Source organism: Stieleria neptunia (genome assembly GCF_007754155.1).
Classification (GTDB): Bacteria; Planctomycetota; Planctomycetia; order Pirellulales; family Pirellulaceae; genus Stieleria; species Stieleria neptunia.
In genome coordinates this window covers 4,629,327-4,646,141 of the sequence record NZ_CP037423.1, presented here as the reverse complement: position 1 = coordinate 4,646,141, position 16,815 = coordinate 4,629,327, and the positions used below count along the sequence as shown (strand labels likewise).

Below are 16,815 nucleotides of genomic sequence, written 5' to 3'. Positions count from 1 at the left end.
CGGCGCGCGGCTCACAAAATCGACAGCCCGCTCGCGCCGTTCCACCAACACCTTTAGCTCCCAGCACTTTGCATGACCCCGACGGGGACAGAGCCGGTAGCCGGAGGTGAGCGAAGCGACACCTCCGGTCGTCCGGCGGCACGCACGAGGCGACCCCAGAGGGTGTCGAAGCAAATGACGCCCGAACGCTGCGGCAGGAATCAGCTGCTGGGGAAGTCGACCGCTCGCCGCCTGATGGCGCGGACTCTCTGGGCTTTCGGGGGGGTGGGGGCACTCCAAACGCAACATCGGCGCCGCGTATTAGCTAAACTCGCTCCATCCCCACTTTTCATTGATTCCTCTTCATTCCCCACCGTGATCCCGCAACGATGCCTTTGTTCTCGAAATCTGCCGACCGGGGTGCCGGTCCGCCTGCCGCTGCGCGAAGACTAGCTCGCCCCCGAAACGTCGCGTCGCGACATCGGATGCGCCGGAAACTGCAGGCGGAAACGCTCGAAAAACGGCAACTGCTGGCGGCCGAAATCGAGCCGAATGATGTGCCGGTCTCCGCGACTGCCCTGCCCCGCGGCGACGTCTTGGAAGGCGCGATCAGTTCCACGCGTGACGTCGATTTCTTTCGTGTCGATTTGAATCGGGGCGACCGCTTTGCGATCAACACCTTCAACGTCAATGCGCCCCGGTTCAGCCCGACGTTGCCTCCCGGACTTCAGATCCAGGATTCCAGCGGACGAACATTGGTCACATCCGATGACGGCGACACCGCGCGGTTGGTCGCACCGGCGACGGGACAGTATTTCATCCGCGTCGGTTCGGAAAACGTCTTCGGCACGTTCGTCGGACCGTACGGAATGCAGAGCAGTTACACCGCGGCGCCGGGGAACATCGAATCGGAACCCAACGACACGCTTGCCGCAGCCGACGGCTTGAATGGGCTGCTCGGCCAAAAAGTCATCGGCCGACTCGCCGATGTTTCCGAGCAAGACGTTTATTCGCTCGATGCCTCGGCCGGTCAAACACTGGTGGTTTCCTTTGCCGGATTGCAAACAACCAGTCCGGCGGTGGAGGTCCTCGATTCGTTCGGCAACGTGATCGGTGAAAATCAGTCGGGCACCGGAATCGTTTTGCAGATTCAAGACGACCAACAGCTCTTCGTCGCCCTCTCGGGCGCCAACTCATCCGGCGACGTCTCCGGTGACTATGCAATGGTCGTCGATTTGGTCGACAACGCTCAGGCGTTCCCGGACCTTGGCGATTCGTTCGAGACGGCCGGTCAGCTCGATACCACGACGTACCGAGGGAACTTGGTCGGCATCCTAGATGACCAATCCGATCGCGACTTGTTTCAATTCGAAATCGACGACATCGAATTTCTGAGGTTCGATCTGCAATTCAGCGGAAGCGAACAGATTGTCGAAAGCGGCAAAGAGATGCGGATCTACAACGCCTTCGGTCAACAGTTGATCCATTCGCCCAACGGCCGGATCTCGACGGAGGTCGACGACGCCCTGGTGCCGGGCAGCTACTTTTTGGAAGTCCTGGCCGACAGCCCGATCGGCACGGGAGCCTATGCGATCGAGTACGTGACGATCACGGATTTTTCGTTGCAGCGCGACAACGCCGTTCACTTCATGGATTTCGACAGCACCGATCCGTATCTGGGTTTTAATCGCGTCGCCCCCTATGCCGTTCCCGAAGCGATCGACTACTACCTGGGAACCTTTGATTCTCGCTACGGCGTCTACGATGCCGAAGCGACACGAGACAAACCTGCGCCGGGGAAAGAACGCGTGGCCTCGGGGATCGGTGATTTCGGCGACATCGGAGCGGGCGGCTTCGGCGGCGGCTACCGCGGTGTCCGCAGCAGCAATGGCAATACCGTCAACAGCGCGCGGGAAACCTCGGCAACGGTCTTGCGGCGGTTGACCACCACGACGGTGAACCATGAATTCGGTCACGCGACCGGGCTGCCCCACGCCCGTGACGTCCAGGCATTCATGTCCTACGTCGGGACGAGTGAGTATTTGCCGGTCGGTGGAACCTACGCGTTTCAAGGAACCGATTCCCGGCGTCCCGGCAATCAAGTCTATGACGTCCGCGATTACCTGGATTTCATTCTCCAGCCGGGCGCCCAAGTCTACGTGCCCGAACAAACTGAAACTGCCGGGCCGGTTCCCTTGGATAGCTACTTGCGTGAAATGTCGATCGATTACACGCCGACCGCCGTCCACGATGTCGGCGATCGGCCGACCGATGTGGTCAGCGGTGACTTCAACAATGACGGTCGAGACGACATCGCCATGTCCAGTGACACCGATGACAGCTTGCAAATCTTCATCGCCGCCGCCGACGGCACCCTCGGGACTCCCTTGACCATCGCCGCCGGCGGAAACCTGGGCTGGTGGACCGACGTGTTGGAAGTCGGTGACTTCGACAACGACGGCGACGACGACATTGCGATGATCGTCAACGGCGCCCAACAAGTCTCCGTCCTGATCAGCAACGGGGACGGAACGTTCGCCCCCGCGTTCAACTATCCCCTGTTCGGCAATCCCAACGGCCTGCACGTTTCGGATCTGAACGACGACGGCATCCTCGATTTTGCCACCACGGTCCGCAACGACAACTCGATCCGCGTTTACACCGGTGACGGAGACGGACGGTTCAGTTTTCTGCAACAATTGTCCGCGGGAACGGCCCCCCACGGTGTTTCCTCCGGCGACTTTGACGGCGATGGCAACCAAGACTTGGTCACCACCAACTTCACCAGCGATGATCTGACGCTGTGGTACGGAGACGGAGCCAACGGATTCAACCGTCCCGTCGTGTTCGCAACCGGTGATGGCCCCGAAAGCGTGACGTCGGATGACTTCAACAACGACGGTCGCGACGACTTGGCCGTGGTCTATCGACAGGACCGAGCCGTCCGTGTATTCCTCTCCGATGCGTCGGGGTTACCTGTCCAAGACGCGTTTCACGACACGCGGATCACAACGCACTTCATCTCTTCCGAGGACGTCGACCAGGACGGATTCGAAGACCTGATCGTCGGCGGGTTTGGCAACACGCTGAAAATCCAGTTGGGCAGCCCCGACGGAACGTTCACGCGTCCGATCTCCATTGAAACCGGAAACGGCGAAGCGGTCGGAGCGGTCGCGGATCTCGACGGCGACGGCGACAACGAACTGGCGATCACGAACTACTGGGGAGGGACCTTGTCGGTGGTCGATGAACCCGACGAAGCGACCAAGAACGATCGCGTGGTCGTGTTTGGGATGATCGACACCGACCGCGATGTGGACCAATACACCGTCGATGTCGCCGCCGGCCAACGATTCACGTTCGATGTCGATTCCGCAGAATTCCAATACCCGCTCGACAGTGTGCTTTCGATTCATGCTTCCGATGGCTCCCTGATTGCGACCAGCGATGATGCGACCGATGGGAACAGCGGAATCAAGAGCGTCGATCCGTTTCTGGATTGGACCTTTGCCAGCGAGGACACGATCACCGTTCGCATCGAAGGCAAGCTGAGTTCGGCGGGCAACTATCGATTGAAAGTCACGCCGGGTCGTGCCATCGATTCGGTCGGACCAACGGTGATCGCGATGCATCCCGACAACGGCGACGTCGTCAACAGCACCGGCCAAATCACGTTCTATTTTGACGGCGTCCTCGACGAATCGACTCTGACACCGGAAAACATCGTGGTCACCGATTCATCGGGCGGCGTGATCGCGGGGACGGCCGTCGCCAATCCGCTCGATTCGACCGTCGTCTGGACGGCGGACTCACCATTGACGCCGGGCGACTACACGATCCGTTTGGTCAGCGGCAGCGGCGGCATCACCGACCTGGCCGGCAACCCACTCAACGGATTCGTGCAAGCCGACTATTCATTCCCCGATCGTAGCGGCAGCGCGACGACGCCGGCCGAAGATTTTGTCACGCGGTTGACGATCAGCGGAACCGACACCACGCCGGCGCGGGTGCAAAGCGTCTCGTACATTCGCGATCCCTACAACGCCAGTCGCTTCGTCGTGCGGATGAATGATCAATTGAGCATGCCCAGCGTTCATTCGGCGACCTACACGCTGCGCGGTACCGGTCCCGACGGATTATTCGACAGCGACGATGACACGTTGACTGAACTGGACGCGACCTACGAGGCGATCAACACGACGTTTAATTCGACGTTGAACCTTTACTCGCGTGGCGTGGTCGACTCGGGACGCTATCGCATCGAAGCCGACTTGGTGGACGTCGCCGGACACGACGTGCGTTTGTTCGAATCGGTCACGGTCTCCGGTAGTGTTGCCGAATCGAACTTGTTCACCGACGCGGCACTCAGCAACCCCGGATTGACCGGCAGCTACATCAACACCAGCCTCCGCACCGTCGACGAGCTCGATTGGAGAGTGACGCAGACGATATCGGGAACCCGCGTCGATCCCAAGGTCTCGTTTACGCGTTCCGAATTTGGCGTTCGCTCCACGGTCGGAATCACCGGCGGTGTCGACGACGACAATTGGGACAATTTCTCCGTCCAATGGGACGGCTATGTCGTCGTGCCCGAAGACGGGGTGCAACTGTTGACACGGAGCGACGACAGCAGCCGCTTTTGGATCGATTTGGATCGCAGCGGATCATTTGATACCGACGAGTTGTTCGACAACGGCTGGGGCAGCAACCAACCGCTCTTGTCCGGCGAATTGACTCCCGGATTGATTGCCGGAACGTACCCGATTCGGATCCAATACCAGGAGACCGCGGGCGGAAACGAAATGCATTTCGATTGGATCCGCCCCGATCGCCGCGTCGACGTCGGCGGATTCATTCACGGGCCTTCAGTCACCGACGTCTCGATCACTCCGGGGACTCACGTCTTTGACGATTCCATCGAGTCGCTCGACGTCACCTTTTCTGGGAATCTCGACCTCGGCACGTTGACCGCCGATAACTTTACGTTGCTGCAAAGCGATGATGCGACGTTCTTCGACGGCAATGATGTGGTGGTACCGGACGCCGATGGGTTGATCGGTTGGGATCCGTCACGGAACGTGGCAACCTTGGAATTCGGCCAGCCGTTGCGCGCCGGGTTTTACTTGTTGGAGGTCAACGGCGAGGCCGGTGGGATCACCAATTCCACCGGCGATCTGCTCGATGGCGAGTTTCTCAGCAATGTGATCGCGGGAAATGACAGTCTGTTTCTGTGGGACAGCAAGCCATCGGGGAACGGCATCGCGGGCGGAGACTATCGGGCCGCGTTCTCGGTCTCGCGTCAAGTGTTGGACATCGAAATCGATCCGGGATCGATCAGCGAAAACGGAGGCCAGGCGATCGCCACGATCATCCGTCGCAACGCCGATTTATCGACGCCGATCGTCGTTTCACTGTCCGTGTCGGATGCGACCGAATTGCGACTCGGCTCGTCCTTTGTGACCATCCCGGCGGGCTTCGACACGGTCACGGTTCCCGTGTTCGGCGTCGACGACGCCCTGCTCGACGGCAGTCAATTCGTTGGCGTGACGGCCACGGCCAGCAACTTTCAAAGTGACGTCGCGTTTGTCGAAGTCACCGATTATGAGACCTTTGGCCTGCGATTGAGTTCCCGCACGGTGTTTGAGAATTCCGATACGGTCACGCTGACGCTGACACGTCTGGATGCCAGCCAAGATGCGGTGGTGGACCTGACGCTCTCACGCTCTGACCAACTGTTGCTTTCCTCCAACCGCATCACGATTCCCGCCGGGCAAACGCAAGCGACGGTGACGCTGACCGGTCGCGACAACCAGATTCTTGATGGGACGCAAAACGTCACGATCACCACGTTCAGCGTCGGGATGCTTGACGCGACGACCACCCTCGACGTGCTCGACTACGAGCCGCTGACGTTGATCATTGACGAAGACTCCATTGGCGAAAACGGCGGCACGACGACGGCGCGGCTGACACGTACCGATACCAGCCAACCGCTGACGGCAACGATGGGGAGCACCCCGGCCGGATTGTTGAGTGTTCCGGCGACAATCACGTTTGCCGACGGTGCGGCAACGTCGGATCCCTTTTTGATCACCGCCAACGACAATTCCTCGCTCGATGCCGTTCGTGTCGGAACCGTCACCGCATCCGGTCCCGGTTACATCTCGGCAACGGATACCGTCAATGTGACCGATTTCGAAGAGTTGACCTTGGTGACCGCATCAAACACCATTGCGGAAAATGGCGGCACCATCCAGATGCAAGTGCGTCGGTCTGACCCGCGTGGCAACATGGTGGCAACCCTGACGTCGACCGACCCCGGCAGACTGGCCGTGCCAGGTGCCGTGCAATTCGATGACGGAAGCCATCTTTCGCGACCGTTCTTTGCCGCCGCAATCGATAACGATCAATTGGAAGGCGACCAAGTCGTCTCGGTGGTTGCATCGGCAACGGGTTACCAGCTCAGCCAAACGGAGTTGACGATTACCGATCACGAGCAATTGACGCTCACCCGTCTCGGGGATCCGTTGACCGAATCGAGTGGCACGGCCACGTATCGGATCACGCGTCCCGCCGCGGAAGGCGAAGCGGTGGTGGAAATCACCGGCGGTGCATTTGACAGCCTCAGGCTGCCGGCAAGTGTACGCTTCGGCGCCACGCAAACGGAAGTCACCTTTACCGCGGAAGTCGTCGACAATCCGACGGTCGCCGGTGATCAACAGGTTGGCATCACCGTGGCATCGACGGGCTACATTGCGGACACGCTGACCGAGACGATCCAAGACAATGACACGCCGGAGTTGCGACTGTTGATCGATTCGACCGATGTCGTCGAGGGTAGCCGCCGGCGCATCGCCAGATTGACCCGCAACACACTCCCAGGCGTGACCGTTTCGATCACACCTTCGGTCGCCGACTCGCTCCAACTGCCTCCCTCGGTCACCTTCCTTCCCGGCCGCCCCACAGTCTCCTTTGAAATCGCCGCGACGGACAACCAAGTCGTCGATGGCACGCGAGAGATCGATGTGACGTTTGCCGGTGCCGGGCATCCCGATGAAGTGGTGACGATTTCGGTACTCGATGACGAGGTCGCCGGTTTCGATTTTCTGACCTCGAATTTGCGAGTCGTTGAAGGCGCCGCACCGGGCGTGTCCTCGCTAGCGCTGTCGGTCCGGCCGATCAGCGACGTCACCGTTTCGATCGCGTCGAGCGACCCGTCACAGTTGGTCGTCTCACCGACAGAGTTGACCTTTACGCCCGACAACTGGTCGATTCCACAAGATGTTGAAGCCACCGCCATCGACGACCTGACGTCCGAAGCGGTCTCACAGCTGACGCTGACCGCGACGGTGGCATCCGGAGTCGCGTTTGATCAACTCGAACCGCGAACGCTAGACGTTGAGGTCATCGACGACGATGTGGCTTCGATTTGGCTGGAGCAGACCGATGATTCGACGATCGTCAACGAATTCGGATTGGATGACCCGTTCTCGCTGGCGCTCGCAACACGCCCACTTTCCCCGGTGCAACTTTCGATCGACGGAGAGGAAGTTCCCGAGGTCGTTTTCACCCCATCGGTGTTGACCTTCACGCCTGACAATTGGGATCAGCCCCAGGTCGTGGTGGTCAGCACGCCGCTGGATTTTGACGTCGACCGGAATCAGATCGGTTCGGTTTACGTGAACGTCGATCCAGCACAAAGTGACCCGATCTATGCCGCGGCGAGTCGCCGAATCATCGGTGTCGTCCATATCGACTCAATCCTTAGCGACCTTCGGATCCGCCAGGAAGGCGATCGAATCGTTCTGATCGACGAGATCAGTGGAGAAACGCTGCGCAGCACCGCCGTCGGCGATCCCCAGGGGGCCACGTTGGAGACCGGCGACCGCGGCGAATCGATTATCGTCGAACCATTGCCGGACCAGACGCTGGTCTCGATCCGGTCCTCCGGCGGCGATGATCAAATCGCATTGTCGGCAACGACGGGCGGTCAAGTCGATGGCGGAGACGGCTATGACACGATCGCGCTGACTGCCGGAGGTTTGCTTCCACCGGAGATTTCAGGCGGCGTGGTGTTGCGGAATATCGAAAGACTCGATTTGACCGATCCGGCCAGCCAAGCACTCGACTTGGATGCGCCGGCGGTGATCGCGATGACTGATGCCAACAACTCGCTACACATCGACGTCGGCCCCGAGGACCAGTTGACGTTGGCAAAGGGGTGGCAATTCGAGACGCCCATCACGATTGCCGGATACGCGACGCACCGATTAGTCAAAGATAACGCCACCGTCCACGTGTCCAGCGAATCCATTTGGCAGAACCCCTTCAACCGTTTCGATGTCAACCGGAACGGCGAGGTGAGTCTGATCGATGCGCTGATCACGATCAATCGGCTGGCCGTCGACGACCTGAATGAGTTGCCGTTGCTGCCGACAATGAATGCGTACCAGTTTTACGATGTCAATGGCGACGGCTTGGTGACCAGCCGTGATGCGCTTGCGATCATCAACTCAGTCGCCGTTCAAGGCGAAGGCGAAGGCGAATCGCCGCGGCTGACATCCATGCAGCCAGAATCCAGCGCGGCTCCGTTGACCGAACCGATTGGCGGCGAGCCCCCAGCGGCGCTGTCGATGGTGATGGCCGAGCACGCCAGTGCGTCCGAGTTATCACCGACCGATACTGCCCCCTGGGCAAACTGGGCTCCCGGTCATGTCGACCAAGCGATCAGCGCCCTGACCGACTCGATTCGAGCGGATGACGACGATGACGACGACGAAACGGACCCAGCCGAGCTGAAATGGCTCGACCTCTGGTTGACGCCGCTCGGGTAGCCGATCTCGCGCGCTGCGATTGGCAAAGGCCGTCCCCCCGACAGCCCATACCTCACCCAAATGGTGCCACCCACCATTTTGACTCTCACCTAAATGGTGCCACCCACCATTTTGACTCGCCACCATCTTGTTTCTGACGTGCTCTGCCAGAGCGTTTCTGATTACACGAGTAAAAGCCAGCTCCCTTTCCGGCGTTTTTCACAAGGAATGTTTCCACATACCCCGTTTTTAACGGTGCAGAATACTTCACAGCGCGGCCCAAAAAGGTTGGCGGCTTGAAGGTGGCCGTATCTTGGGGACACTAACACGTTCGCAAGCATTGAGGCGACACGCCGCAATGCGGTTCCCGCTCAACGAGTTTCCAACCAAGCCGAATGGCGTGCGATGCAGCAACAATCCTTTTCACGCCGTGGGCAGTCGCGTCGCCGATTCATCGGCGGAAGAGCCACTGAACGGACTTGCGCTATGCCGCGAAACACTCGGCAACTTTCCGGTGGCCCCTAACCCAGTTGCGGCCGCTCGACTCGGCGAACTGCGACATGCCGCTCGGTGAGCCCGCACAGCAACTGTTGCCAAAGTAACGCTGGAAGTTCCAGACCAAATCGCGCCACATCGACAAGTCGATTCCGAGACGCGAAACCAGACCTTGCAAACTTGGCGGTATCTCTCGTCCCGCGCCTTCTTCACTCTGTTTGGCAGTCCAACGGAGAAGCTCAACATAGTCCTTCAGGCTGATCCCCAGAAACCCCTTGTCGCTCGCCCGCACTCCGGCCTGGTTCGGTTGAGCGTCGCTGGAAAGCGTCGACTCATCCAGCGTCAACGGTGCCAGCCATCCGTCGCGGCGGATGCGTTTACCGGTCGGATTCTTTCCTTTTGCCCGCTTCTTTTCACGCAGTTCATCTACCGGCGTGGTGCGGCGTTCTTCGCCAGCCTGTTCCGTCGTAACCGGAACCAGATCAAAAGCGGCCGAATCGATTTCCTGACCTTGTTCTCCTTTGATCCGATCATAGCCGGACGTGTGGACAGACTGATCGGGCGATTCCGCCATCGCTGCACGGACCGGGTTGAGGTCCACGTACATCGCACATGCCAGCAAGCCGGCCTCGTCGGTGATCCGTTGCAGCTTGAATCGGCCTTCCCAAAATCGGCCGGTGCACTCGTCTTGCCGGTTGGCCATCCGCGCAATCGGTTCGCTCAAAGAACGCATGAACCAAGAGATATCCGACAGGCGACGACGCACTTCGGCAAGCCTCTCTCGATCGGACACCAACATTTGAACCTCGTTTTCGGTGGGTTCACCCAAATGTTCTTCCATTCGACGGCCGGGAAAGACTTTCAGCCACCGAATGGCGACCTCCTGGTCCGTCCACGCGCCGACAACGTCGGGGCGATTGCGGAGGATCAGATGCATGTGATTGGACATCACGGCGTAGGAGAGCACATCGATGCCGAACACAGACGCCAGAGCTTCCATTCGACGCCGGATCCACTCACGCCTGAATCCGTAGTCCTTGCCGGTCGCCTGGTCGACCCCAGCTAAAAAAGCACGCCGAACACACCGTTGGACGGCGTGCACAATCGATACCTCATCACGATCAACTTGTTCCGAACGCAGCGGACGTCCCATCACAAATCCCTCCCCGGAATCAACTGGTGGTGCGAGCCTACCCCGGTCGTCAGATCGAGTCAACTTAAAGGTGGGTGGCACCAATCGGGAAGTGAGAGCCCTCGGCGAGCCATCACTCGCCATTGACAGGAACTAAGACGGCCGATGGCACCATTTAGGGAAGGGGGCGGGCGGTTCGAGGTTCATGGGCGTGGGGCGCTTCGGTATACTCGGCGGTCGATGACGGAGAATTCGACCGAAACGACTCTCGGGACGCCGGCGCAGTTCTTGCCCGGGATCGGCTCGTTGCGCGCCGAAAAGCTTGCCAAAATCGGTCTGCGAACGGCCGGTGATCTGCTGTTCTGTTTCCCGCGCGGCTACGAATTCCCCGCGCCGCCCGCCCGGGTCGACCAACTGCGTGAGGGCCAATCCGCTTCGCTGGTCGGCACGATCGTGGACGCCGAAATCGTCTCTCGGACACCCGGAAAGTCAATCTTTGGCGCCGTCGTGCAAAATGATTCGGGTGCGGTACGCATCGTCTTTTTTAACCAGCCGTTTCGCGCCGAACAAATCACCTTCGACCGCCGCGTGATGATCAGCGGCGAACCGAAGCTGAACGGATTGCGGTGGGAATTTGTGCACCCCAAGGTGACGCTGCTGGAAGACGACGAGGAAATCAAAAAGCCGCGAATCCTGCCGATCTATCCGCTGACCGAAGGCGTCAAACAAAACGAGATGCGGCACTATGTCAGTGCGGCAATCAACGCTCTGTGCGAAACCCTCACCGAAGTCTTACCGGTCGACCTTCGCGACCAGGCGACCACGGCGCTGCGCGAGGCCGCAATCGACCTTCGGCTGCCGCTGCCGGAGATTCGCACCGCCATCCGCAGCATCCATTGGCCCGCCGATCAAAGTGATCTGACGGCCGCACGAACCCGTTTGGTCTTTCAAGAATTGCTGGTCATGCAACTCGCGTTGGCGATGCGGCGCCGCAAACTGACCACGGATCTGAAGTCCACGCCACTGCCCGCCTCGGCCATCCTGGACGCCCGGATCACGAATCGATTTCCGTTTGAATTGACGGGCGACCAAAAAGCCGCGATCAAAGACGTCGGTCGCGACATGGGACGCCAGTTTCCGATGAATCGATTGCTGCAAGGCGACGTGGGCAGCGGTAAAACCGTCGTCGCGATCTACGCCATGATGCTGGCTGTCGGCCATTCGCATCAAGCGGTCTTGATGGCGCCCACCGAAGTCTTGGCCCGACAACATTTCCAAACCCTGACTCGGATGCTGGCCGACAGTCGTGTCCGCATCGGGCTACTGTGCGGTTCGCTGACCGCGGCGGAGCGGCGGGAAACGCTTCAGCAAACCGCATCCGGAGAACTCGATCTACTCGTCGGCACCCAAGCCCTGTTGTACGGCATCGAATTCAAGAATCTGGGCCTGTGCGTGATCGACGAACAACACAAGTTCGGCGTCCGCCAGCGCGTGCAACTTCGCAGCGGCGGGGTCGATCCGCATTACCTGGTGATGAGTGCGACGCCGATTCCGCGCTCGGTCGCCATGACGATCTTCGGCGATGTGGACTTGACGACACTGCACGACAAACCGCCCGGACGAGGCAGCGTCAACACTTACTTGGGTCGCGACCAGTGGCGTGACCGCTGGTGGGCCTTCGTCAAAAAACAACTCGATGAAGGTCGCCAAGCCTTCATCGTCGCCCCCCGCGTCAGCGCCCAGGCCACAACGACGCAAGACGATGCCGATCCGCTGGCCGAGGAATCGGCTGCCGACGAAGATGTGTCGTCGGTCGAAACCGTCTACGAAGACCTTCGCACGGGTACCCTGGCGAAGTATCAACTCGGTCTGCTACACGGTCGACTCTCCAGTGACCAGAAGCGCGCGGTGATGGAGGCCTTTGCCGACGGCGAGACGGATGTGTTAGTCAGCACAACGGTGATCGAAGTCGGAATCGATGTGCCCAACGCAACCGTGATGACCATCCTGGGAGCCCAGCGATTCGGATTAGCTCAACTTCACCAACTCCGCGGGCGGGTCTCGCGCGGTTCACACGCCGGTCACGTCTGCCTGTTCACCGACGGCGAACAACCGCCCGAAGAATTCGAGCGACTGAAGGTGCTGGAAAGCACCAGCGACGGTTTTGAACTTGCCGAAGCCGATTTCAAACTGCGCGGCCCCGGCGACGTGTTTGGGGCCCGTCAAAGCGGCATGCCCCCGCTGCGGATTGCCGATCTCATGAACGACATCGACATCCTGCATGTCGCCCGCGAAATCGCGCAGCAGACGATCGACGAAGATCCCGAATTGTCGGATCCCAAATGGGACGCGCTCAAGAAACAATTGATGCGCCGCTACGGCAAACGATTGGACCTGGGCGACGTGGCGTAGCCGACACCGTAGGTCACGCTGTGCGTGACGGGAGGCATGCACTGCAGGCCCTACTTGTTCCACCACCAAGTGCTGGTCCGAGAGGAGGCGATCTGGTTAGTCAGCGAGGTGTCGACTTGCTGGTCATGAACAATCTGGAAGGCATTGATGCTGACGCCACCCGAAGCCGTAACGACCCAGCCGCTGCGTCCCTTGATGAAGCTGCACTCCGGAGCGATGGTTTGAGGAGCATCCAACATCGGCATCTCCAGCATTTCCTGATCGCGGAACACGACCAGCTCCAGTCCCGCGCGATTTTCAAGTTGTTCCTGCACGATCAGCGTCGAAGCAACCGTCAGATCCATCAAGTTTTGCAGGTCTCCGAAGACCGGCATTTCTTTGGCCAGCTGCTCAAAGCGTTCGGTCATCGATGTGGCCCATTTCTCCGCCAGCTTGTCGGACTTTCCGGCACCGGTTGCCGTGCCGTCGGCGGCGATCGCATCTTGTTCAGTCATCGTCCGGATTCCTTGACCGGTCAATTTCCAGACCGTGCCTTCTTCGTTGCGCGTCAAGCTGTCGTACTCGCATTCCATCCACCAGCGAGGGTTCATGCTGCCGGCATGAGACGTGTTACGGGCGAGTTGCAGATAGCTGGGAAGACCTTTGACGGGTGAATCTTCGATCGCCATCGCCAGCCGTTTCATTTGATAATCCGCGGCGACAAGGATGGCGGCGTAGCGGCTGGTCGCGGGAATGCCGTTCAACTTGATCATCTGCGGACCGAATGCCTGCTTCATCCCTGCTTCCAGGACGGAGGGATTTTGTCCGGGCCGGAGTTTCATGCGACCGAGAAACGCGTTCAAACGTTGCCGGCCTTCGGCCGTCGGTTCGATCGAACAGCTGATGCCTTGGGCTCGTGAGTTTTCGACATTGCGAAGTGCGACGACCAGGTCTTCCAGCTGAAGAATCGCGGCGCCGGTTTCCGTGCCGACGACGCTGCCGGTTTCGGACAGGGTCCAGGGTTCGGCCGGTCCCGCCAGGATCAAGTCGTTGTTTTCCTTGTCGACCAGCACATAATCGACGCCGGTCAAGCCGGCCAAATAGCGGATCTCTGAGGGAAGTCTCGCGCCCGTTTTACGAACCTCGATGATCGCGTCTTGCAAACCCGACAGCGACACGAGTCGCAGATCGGTCGCAGCCGCCAACTCACCCGCCGGGGCCGTGACGACGTTGCGAAGCAGGTTGAGCAGTTGTTGGTTTTCCTCGACCGTCGCCGAACGAACCACGCCGGCTGGATCGATCGCAACGCCACCCACGTTATTGCCGCCACCGCCGAAGTTTCCTGCTTTGGTCAGCGAGGCGACTGCAACGAGACAGCTCATCGCAATCGCGATCATGAATCGAGCTTGGCTCAGTTTCATCGAAAAGTTACTCCGAATGGAATTGGATTTTAGACGCCTGCAAGTCGCAACGAAGCGTGATCTTACGGCGGAAAAGTCGGTTGGGAGGCGGCCTAGACTGCATAAGAGAATAGTTGCCGCCCATTCCAGTGGCAAGTTCGACCCGACGATCTGATAAACTATTCGGCATCCAATCTCATCCGGCCACTTCGAGCGAATTCCAGCACTTTGAGCGACAGCAGCCTCACCTTGCCGCCCCACGACGACGATTCCGGCCCCAACCGCCTGCCGCTGAAGGGGGTTTCCACCTCAAACGGCCAATGGAGCACCCCCGTGGGTGGCATCGATGGCGGTTACCTGGTGATCCAGTCGGCGGGGCGATGGAGCGATGTTTTCCGACTCTCCGCCCCCGGACAAGTCATCCTCGGACGCTCCAGTGCCAACGACATCGCGATCCGCAGCGAAAAGGCGAGCCGCCAGCACGCCCGGGTCTGGTCAACTGCGGAAGGCTGGATGATCGAGGATCTGGGCAGCCGCAACGGCACGTTTCTCTCCGGCCGACGGATCCAGGCTCCGACGGCCCTGTCCGACGGCGACAAAATTGAAATCGCCGGCTTCTCGCTGCAGTTCGTTCACCAGATTCAGTCCGCCGAGGGCCCCGTCGCCTCGCCCCGACCCGCCGGGGCGACCGAAGATCACCTGACCCTGGCGATGGAGGCTGCGTCGATCACCGATCGTCGCGCCAAAAGCGAATACTTGCACCGTGATCCACTGACCACCGACTCGCCCGGAACGCTGGTGCAGACGGAACAGGCCCGCGCAACACTGCTGCAACTGGCGTTCGATCTGGCCGGTGCGGAAACCGCTGCCCAGGCGATCGACATGGTCCTGGACCGTCTGGCCGCATCGATCCCGTTTCGAAGCGCCGGTGCATTCGTCGTCGAATCCGCATCGCGCCGCCGGGCCCCAAACCGTCCGCCGCAAGACCAGCAAACCACCGACCTGCAAGCCAACCCTCGATCGGGCCCAGACCCATCGATGCTGACCTTGGTCGCCACACGTCATTCCAATGATGCGGCGCCGGGATCGAGCAGCTATCGGCGTCCGGCCGACACCGCGATCGCCAGCGTGATCGGTCCAGACGGTCAAGCGATCTTGGCCAGAAACGTTTCCGGCGACCGAACGTTGGCGACCGAAAACAGCCAAGGCGAGATCGACGCGGTCAGCATGATCCTGGCCCCCGTCCGAGATCGCGAAGACAAACTGTTGGGCATGCTGCACTTGCTGACGACGGACAAAGACGCGGTGTTGTCGGCGCCTGATCTGGAATTTGTGCTGGCCGTGGCCGAGATTCTGGCCGAATCGCTGCGCAACCTACGCGTCCGAGGAAAACTCGATCGCTCGCTCCGCCGGTCCCAACGCCAAATCAAAACACTGCAAAAGCAGATCGGCGGAAAAGTGCAAATCGTGGGGCAGAGCGACGCGGTCCGCGACATCATCGAAAAGATCACCATGGTCGCCCCCACTCACGCGACGGTCTTGGTCCGCGGCGAATCCGGTGTCGGCAAAGAACTGGTCGCCTCGGCGATCCACCACGCCAGCGGACGCGCCTCGGCGCCGCTGGTCTGCATGAATTGCGCCGCCCTGTCGCCGTCACTGCTGGAAAGCGAGTTGTTCGGACACGAGAAAGGTGCCTTCACCGGCGCGACCGATCGCAAGCTGGGCAAGTTCGAAGCGGCCGACGGAGGCACGCTGATGCTGGACGAAATCGGCGAGATGGATGCGGAGATTCAAGCCAAGTTTCTACGCGTGCTCGAAGGCCATCCGTTTGAACGCGTCGGCGGGCAAAGTCCGATCAAAGTCGACGTGCGTGTGGTCGCGGCAACCAATCGCGATCTTCAATCGATGGTCGCCGAAGGTAAATTTCGCCAAGACCTGTTCTACCGATTGCACGTCGTCGAGATGGTCGTGCCGCCGCTACGCAAGCGTGGCAGCGACATCCTGTTGCTGGCCGAACATTTTTTGGCACAGTTCAACCAGCAGATGGGCCGGCGGATCACGACGATCAGCGACGCGGCCAAACGGATGCTGTTGGATTATCGCTGGCCCGGAAACATCCGCGAACTCCGCAACGTGATTGAACGCGCGGTGGTTCTCAACTCCGGAGTGACGATCGATGCCGAACACCTGTTGCTGACGCCGGCCATGTCGGCCGGCACGGGCGACGCCGAGTCGATCGCTGCGTCCAGTCCGGTCGAGATTTCGCTGGCCGAGTTAGAACGATCGCACATCGAACGCGTGCTCCGTCATACCGATGGCAACAAAAGTCGCGCGGCGTCAATCTTGGGCATCGAACGCAGCACCCTGGACAGAAAGCTAAAGAAGTTCGATCGTGAATCGTAGCTACCCAGTGGGATAGGCTTCCAGCCTGTCTTTGCAGATTGACAAGCTGTATCTAGGTGCCGCATCGATTGGTGCCATCGATTGGTGCCACCCACCATTCTGAGCCGCTAGCAAAACCAGATATCGAATTGTGCCACCCACGAAATCATCGATTGGTGCCACCCACCAAAAACAGGCGTGCAGGCGGGATCGTGCTCGCTAG

General features: G+C 59.9%; 5 protein-coding genes. 3 read left to right on the top strand and 2 right to left on the bottom strand.

Going from position 1 to position 16,815, the window contains the following annotated elements; all coding sequences use genetic code 11:
- Positions 1 to 464 precede the first annotated feature (464 nt).
- Positions 465 to 8,813 carry an FG-GAP-like repeat-containing protein gene (locus Enr13x_RS16140; protein ID WP_197456066.1) on the top strand — a complete coding sequence of 2,783 codons (8,349 nt, stop codon included), beginning with the start codon at positions 465 to 467 and terminating at the stop codon, positions 8,811 to 8,813.
- A 463-nt stretch (positions 8,814 to 9,276) separates the two neighbouring features.
- Here Enr13x_RS16140 and Enr13x_RS16135 read toward each other — a convergent pair whose 3' ends face one another.
- Complete coding sequence (locus Enr13x_RS16135) at positions 9,277 to 10,440, bottom strand: transposase (protein ID WP_145387742.1); 1,164 nt, start codon at positions 10,438 to 10,440, stop codon at positions 9,277 to 9,279.
- Positions 10,441 to 10,659: 219 nt separating this feature from the next.
- Between Enr13x_RS16135 and recG the strand changes: the two genes are divergently transcribed.
- Positions 10,660 to 12,831, top strand: a complete 2,172-nt coding sequence (gene recG, locus Enr13x_RS16130; protein WP_145387740.1) for an ATP-dependent DNA helicase RecG — start codon at positions 10,660 to 10,662, stop codon at positions 12,829 to 12,831.
- 50 nt (positions 12,832 to 12,881) lie between these two features.
- Here the strand turns inward: recG and Enr13x_RS16125 are convergent, their stop codons facing one another.
- Complete coding sequence (locus Enr13x_RS16125; protein ID WP_145387739.1) at positions 12,882 to 14,231, bottom strand: DUF1598 domain-containing protein; 1,350 nt, start codon at positions 14,229 to 14,231, stop codon at positions 12,882 to 12,884.
- A gap of 207 nt (positions 14,232 to 14,438) precedes the next feature.
- On the opposite strand from Enr13x_RS16125, the gene Enr13x_RS16120 reads away from it, so the two are divergent.
- Complete coding sequence (locus Enr13x_RS16120; protein ID WP_231744332.1) at positions 14,439 to 16,613, top strand: sigma 54-interacting transcriptional regulator; 2,175 nt, start codon at positions 14,439 to 14,441, stop codon at positions 16,611 to 16,613.
- Positions 16,614 to 16,815 lie beyond the last annotated feature (202 nt).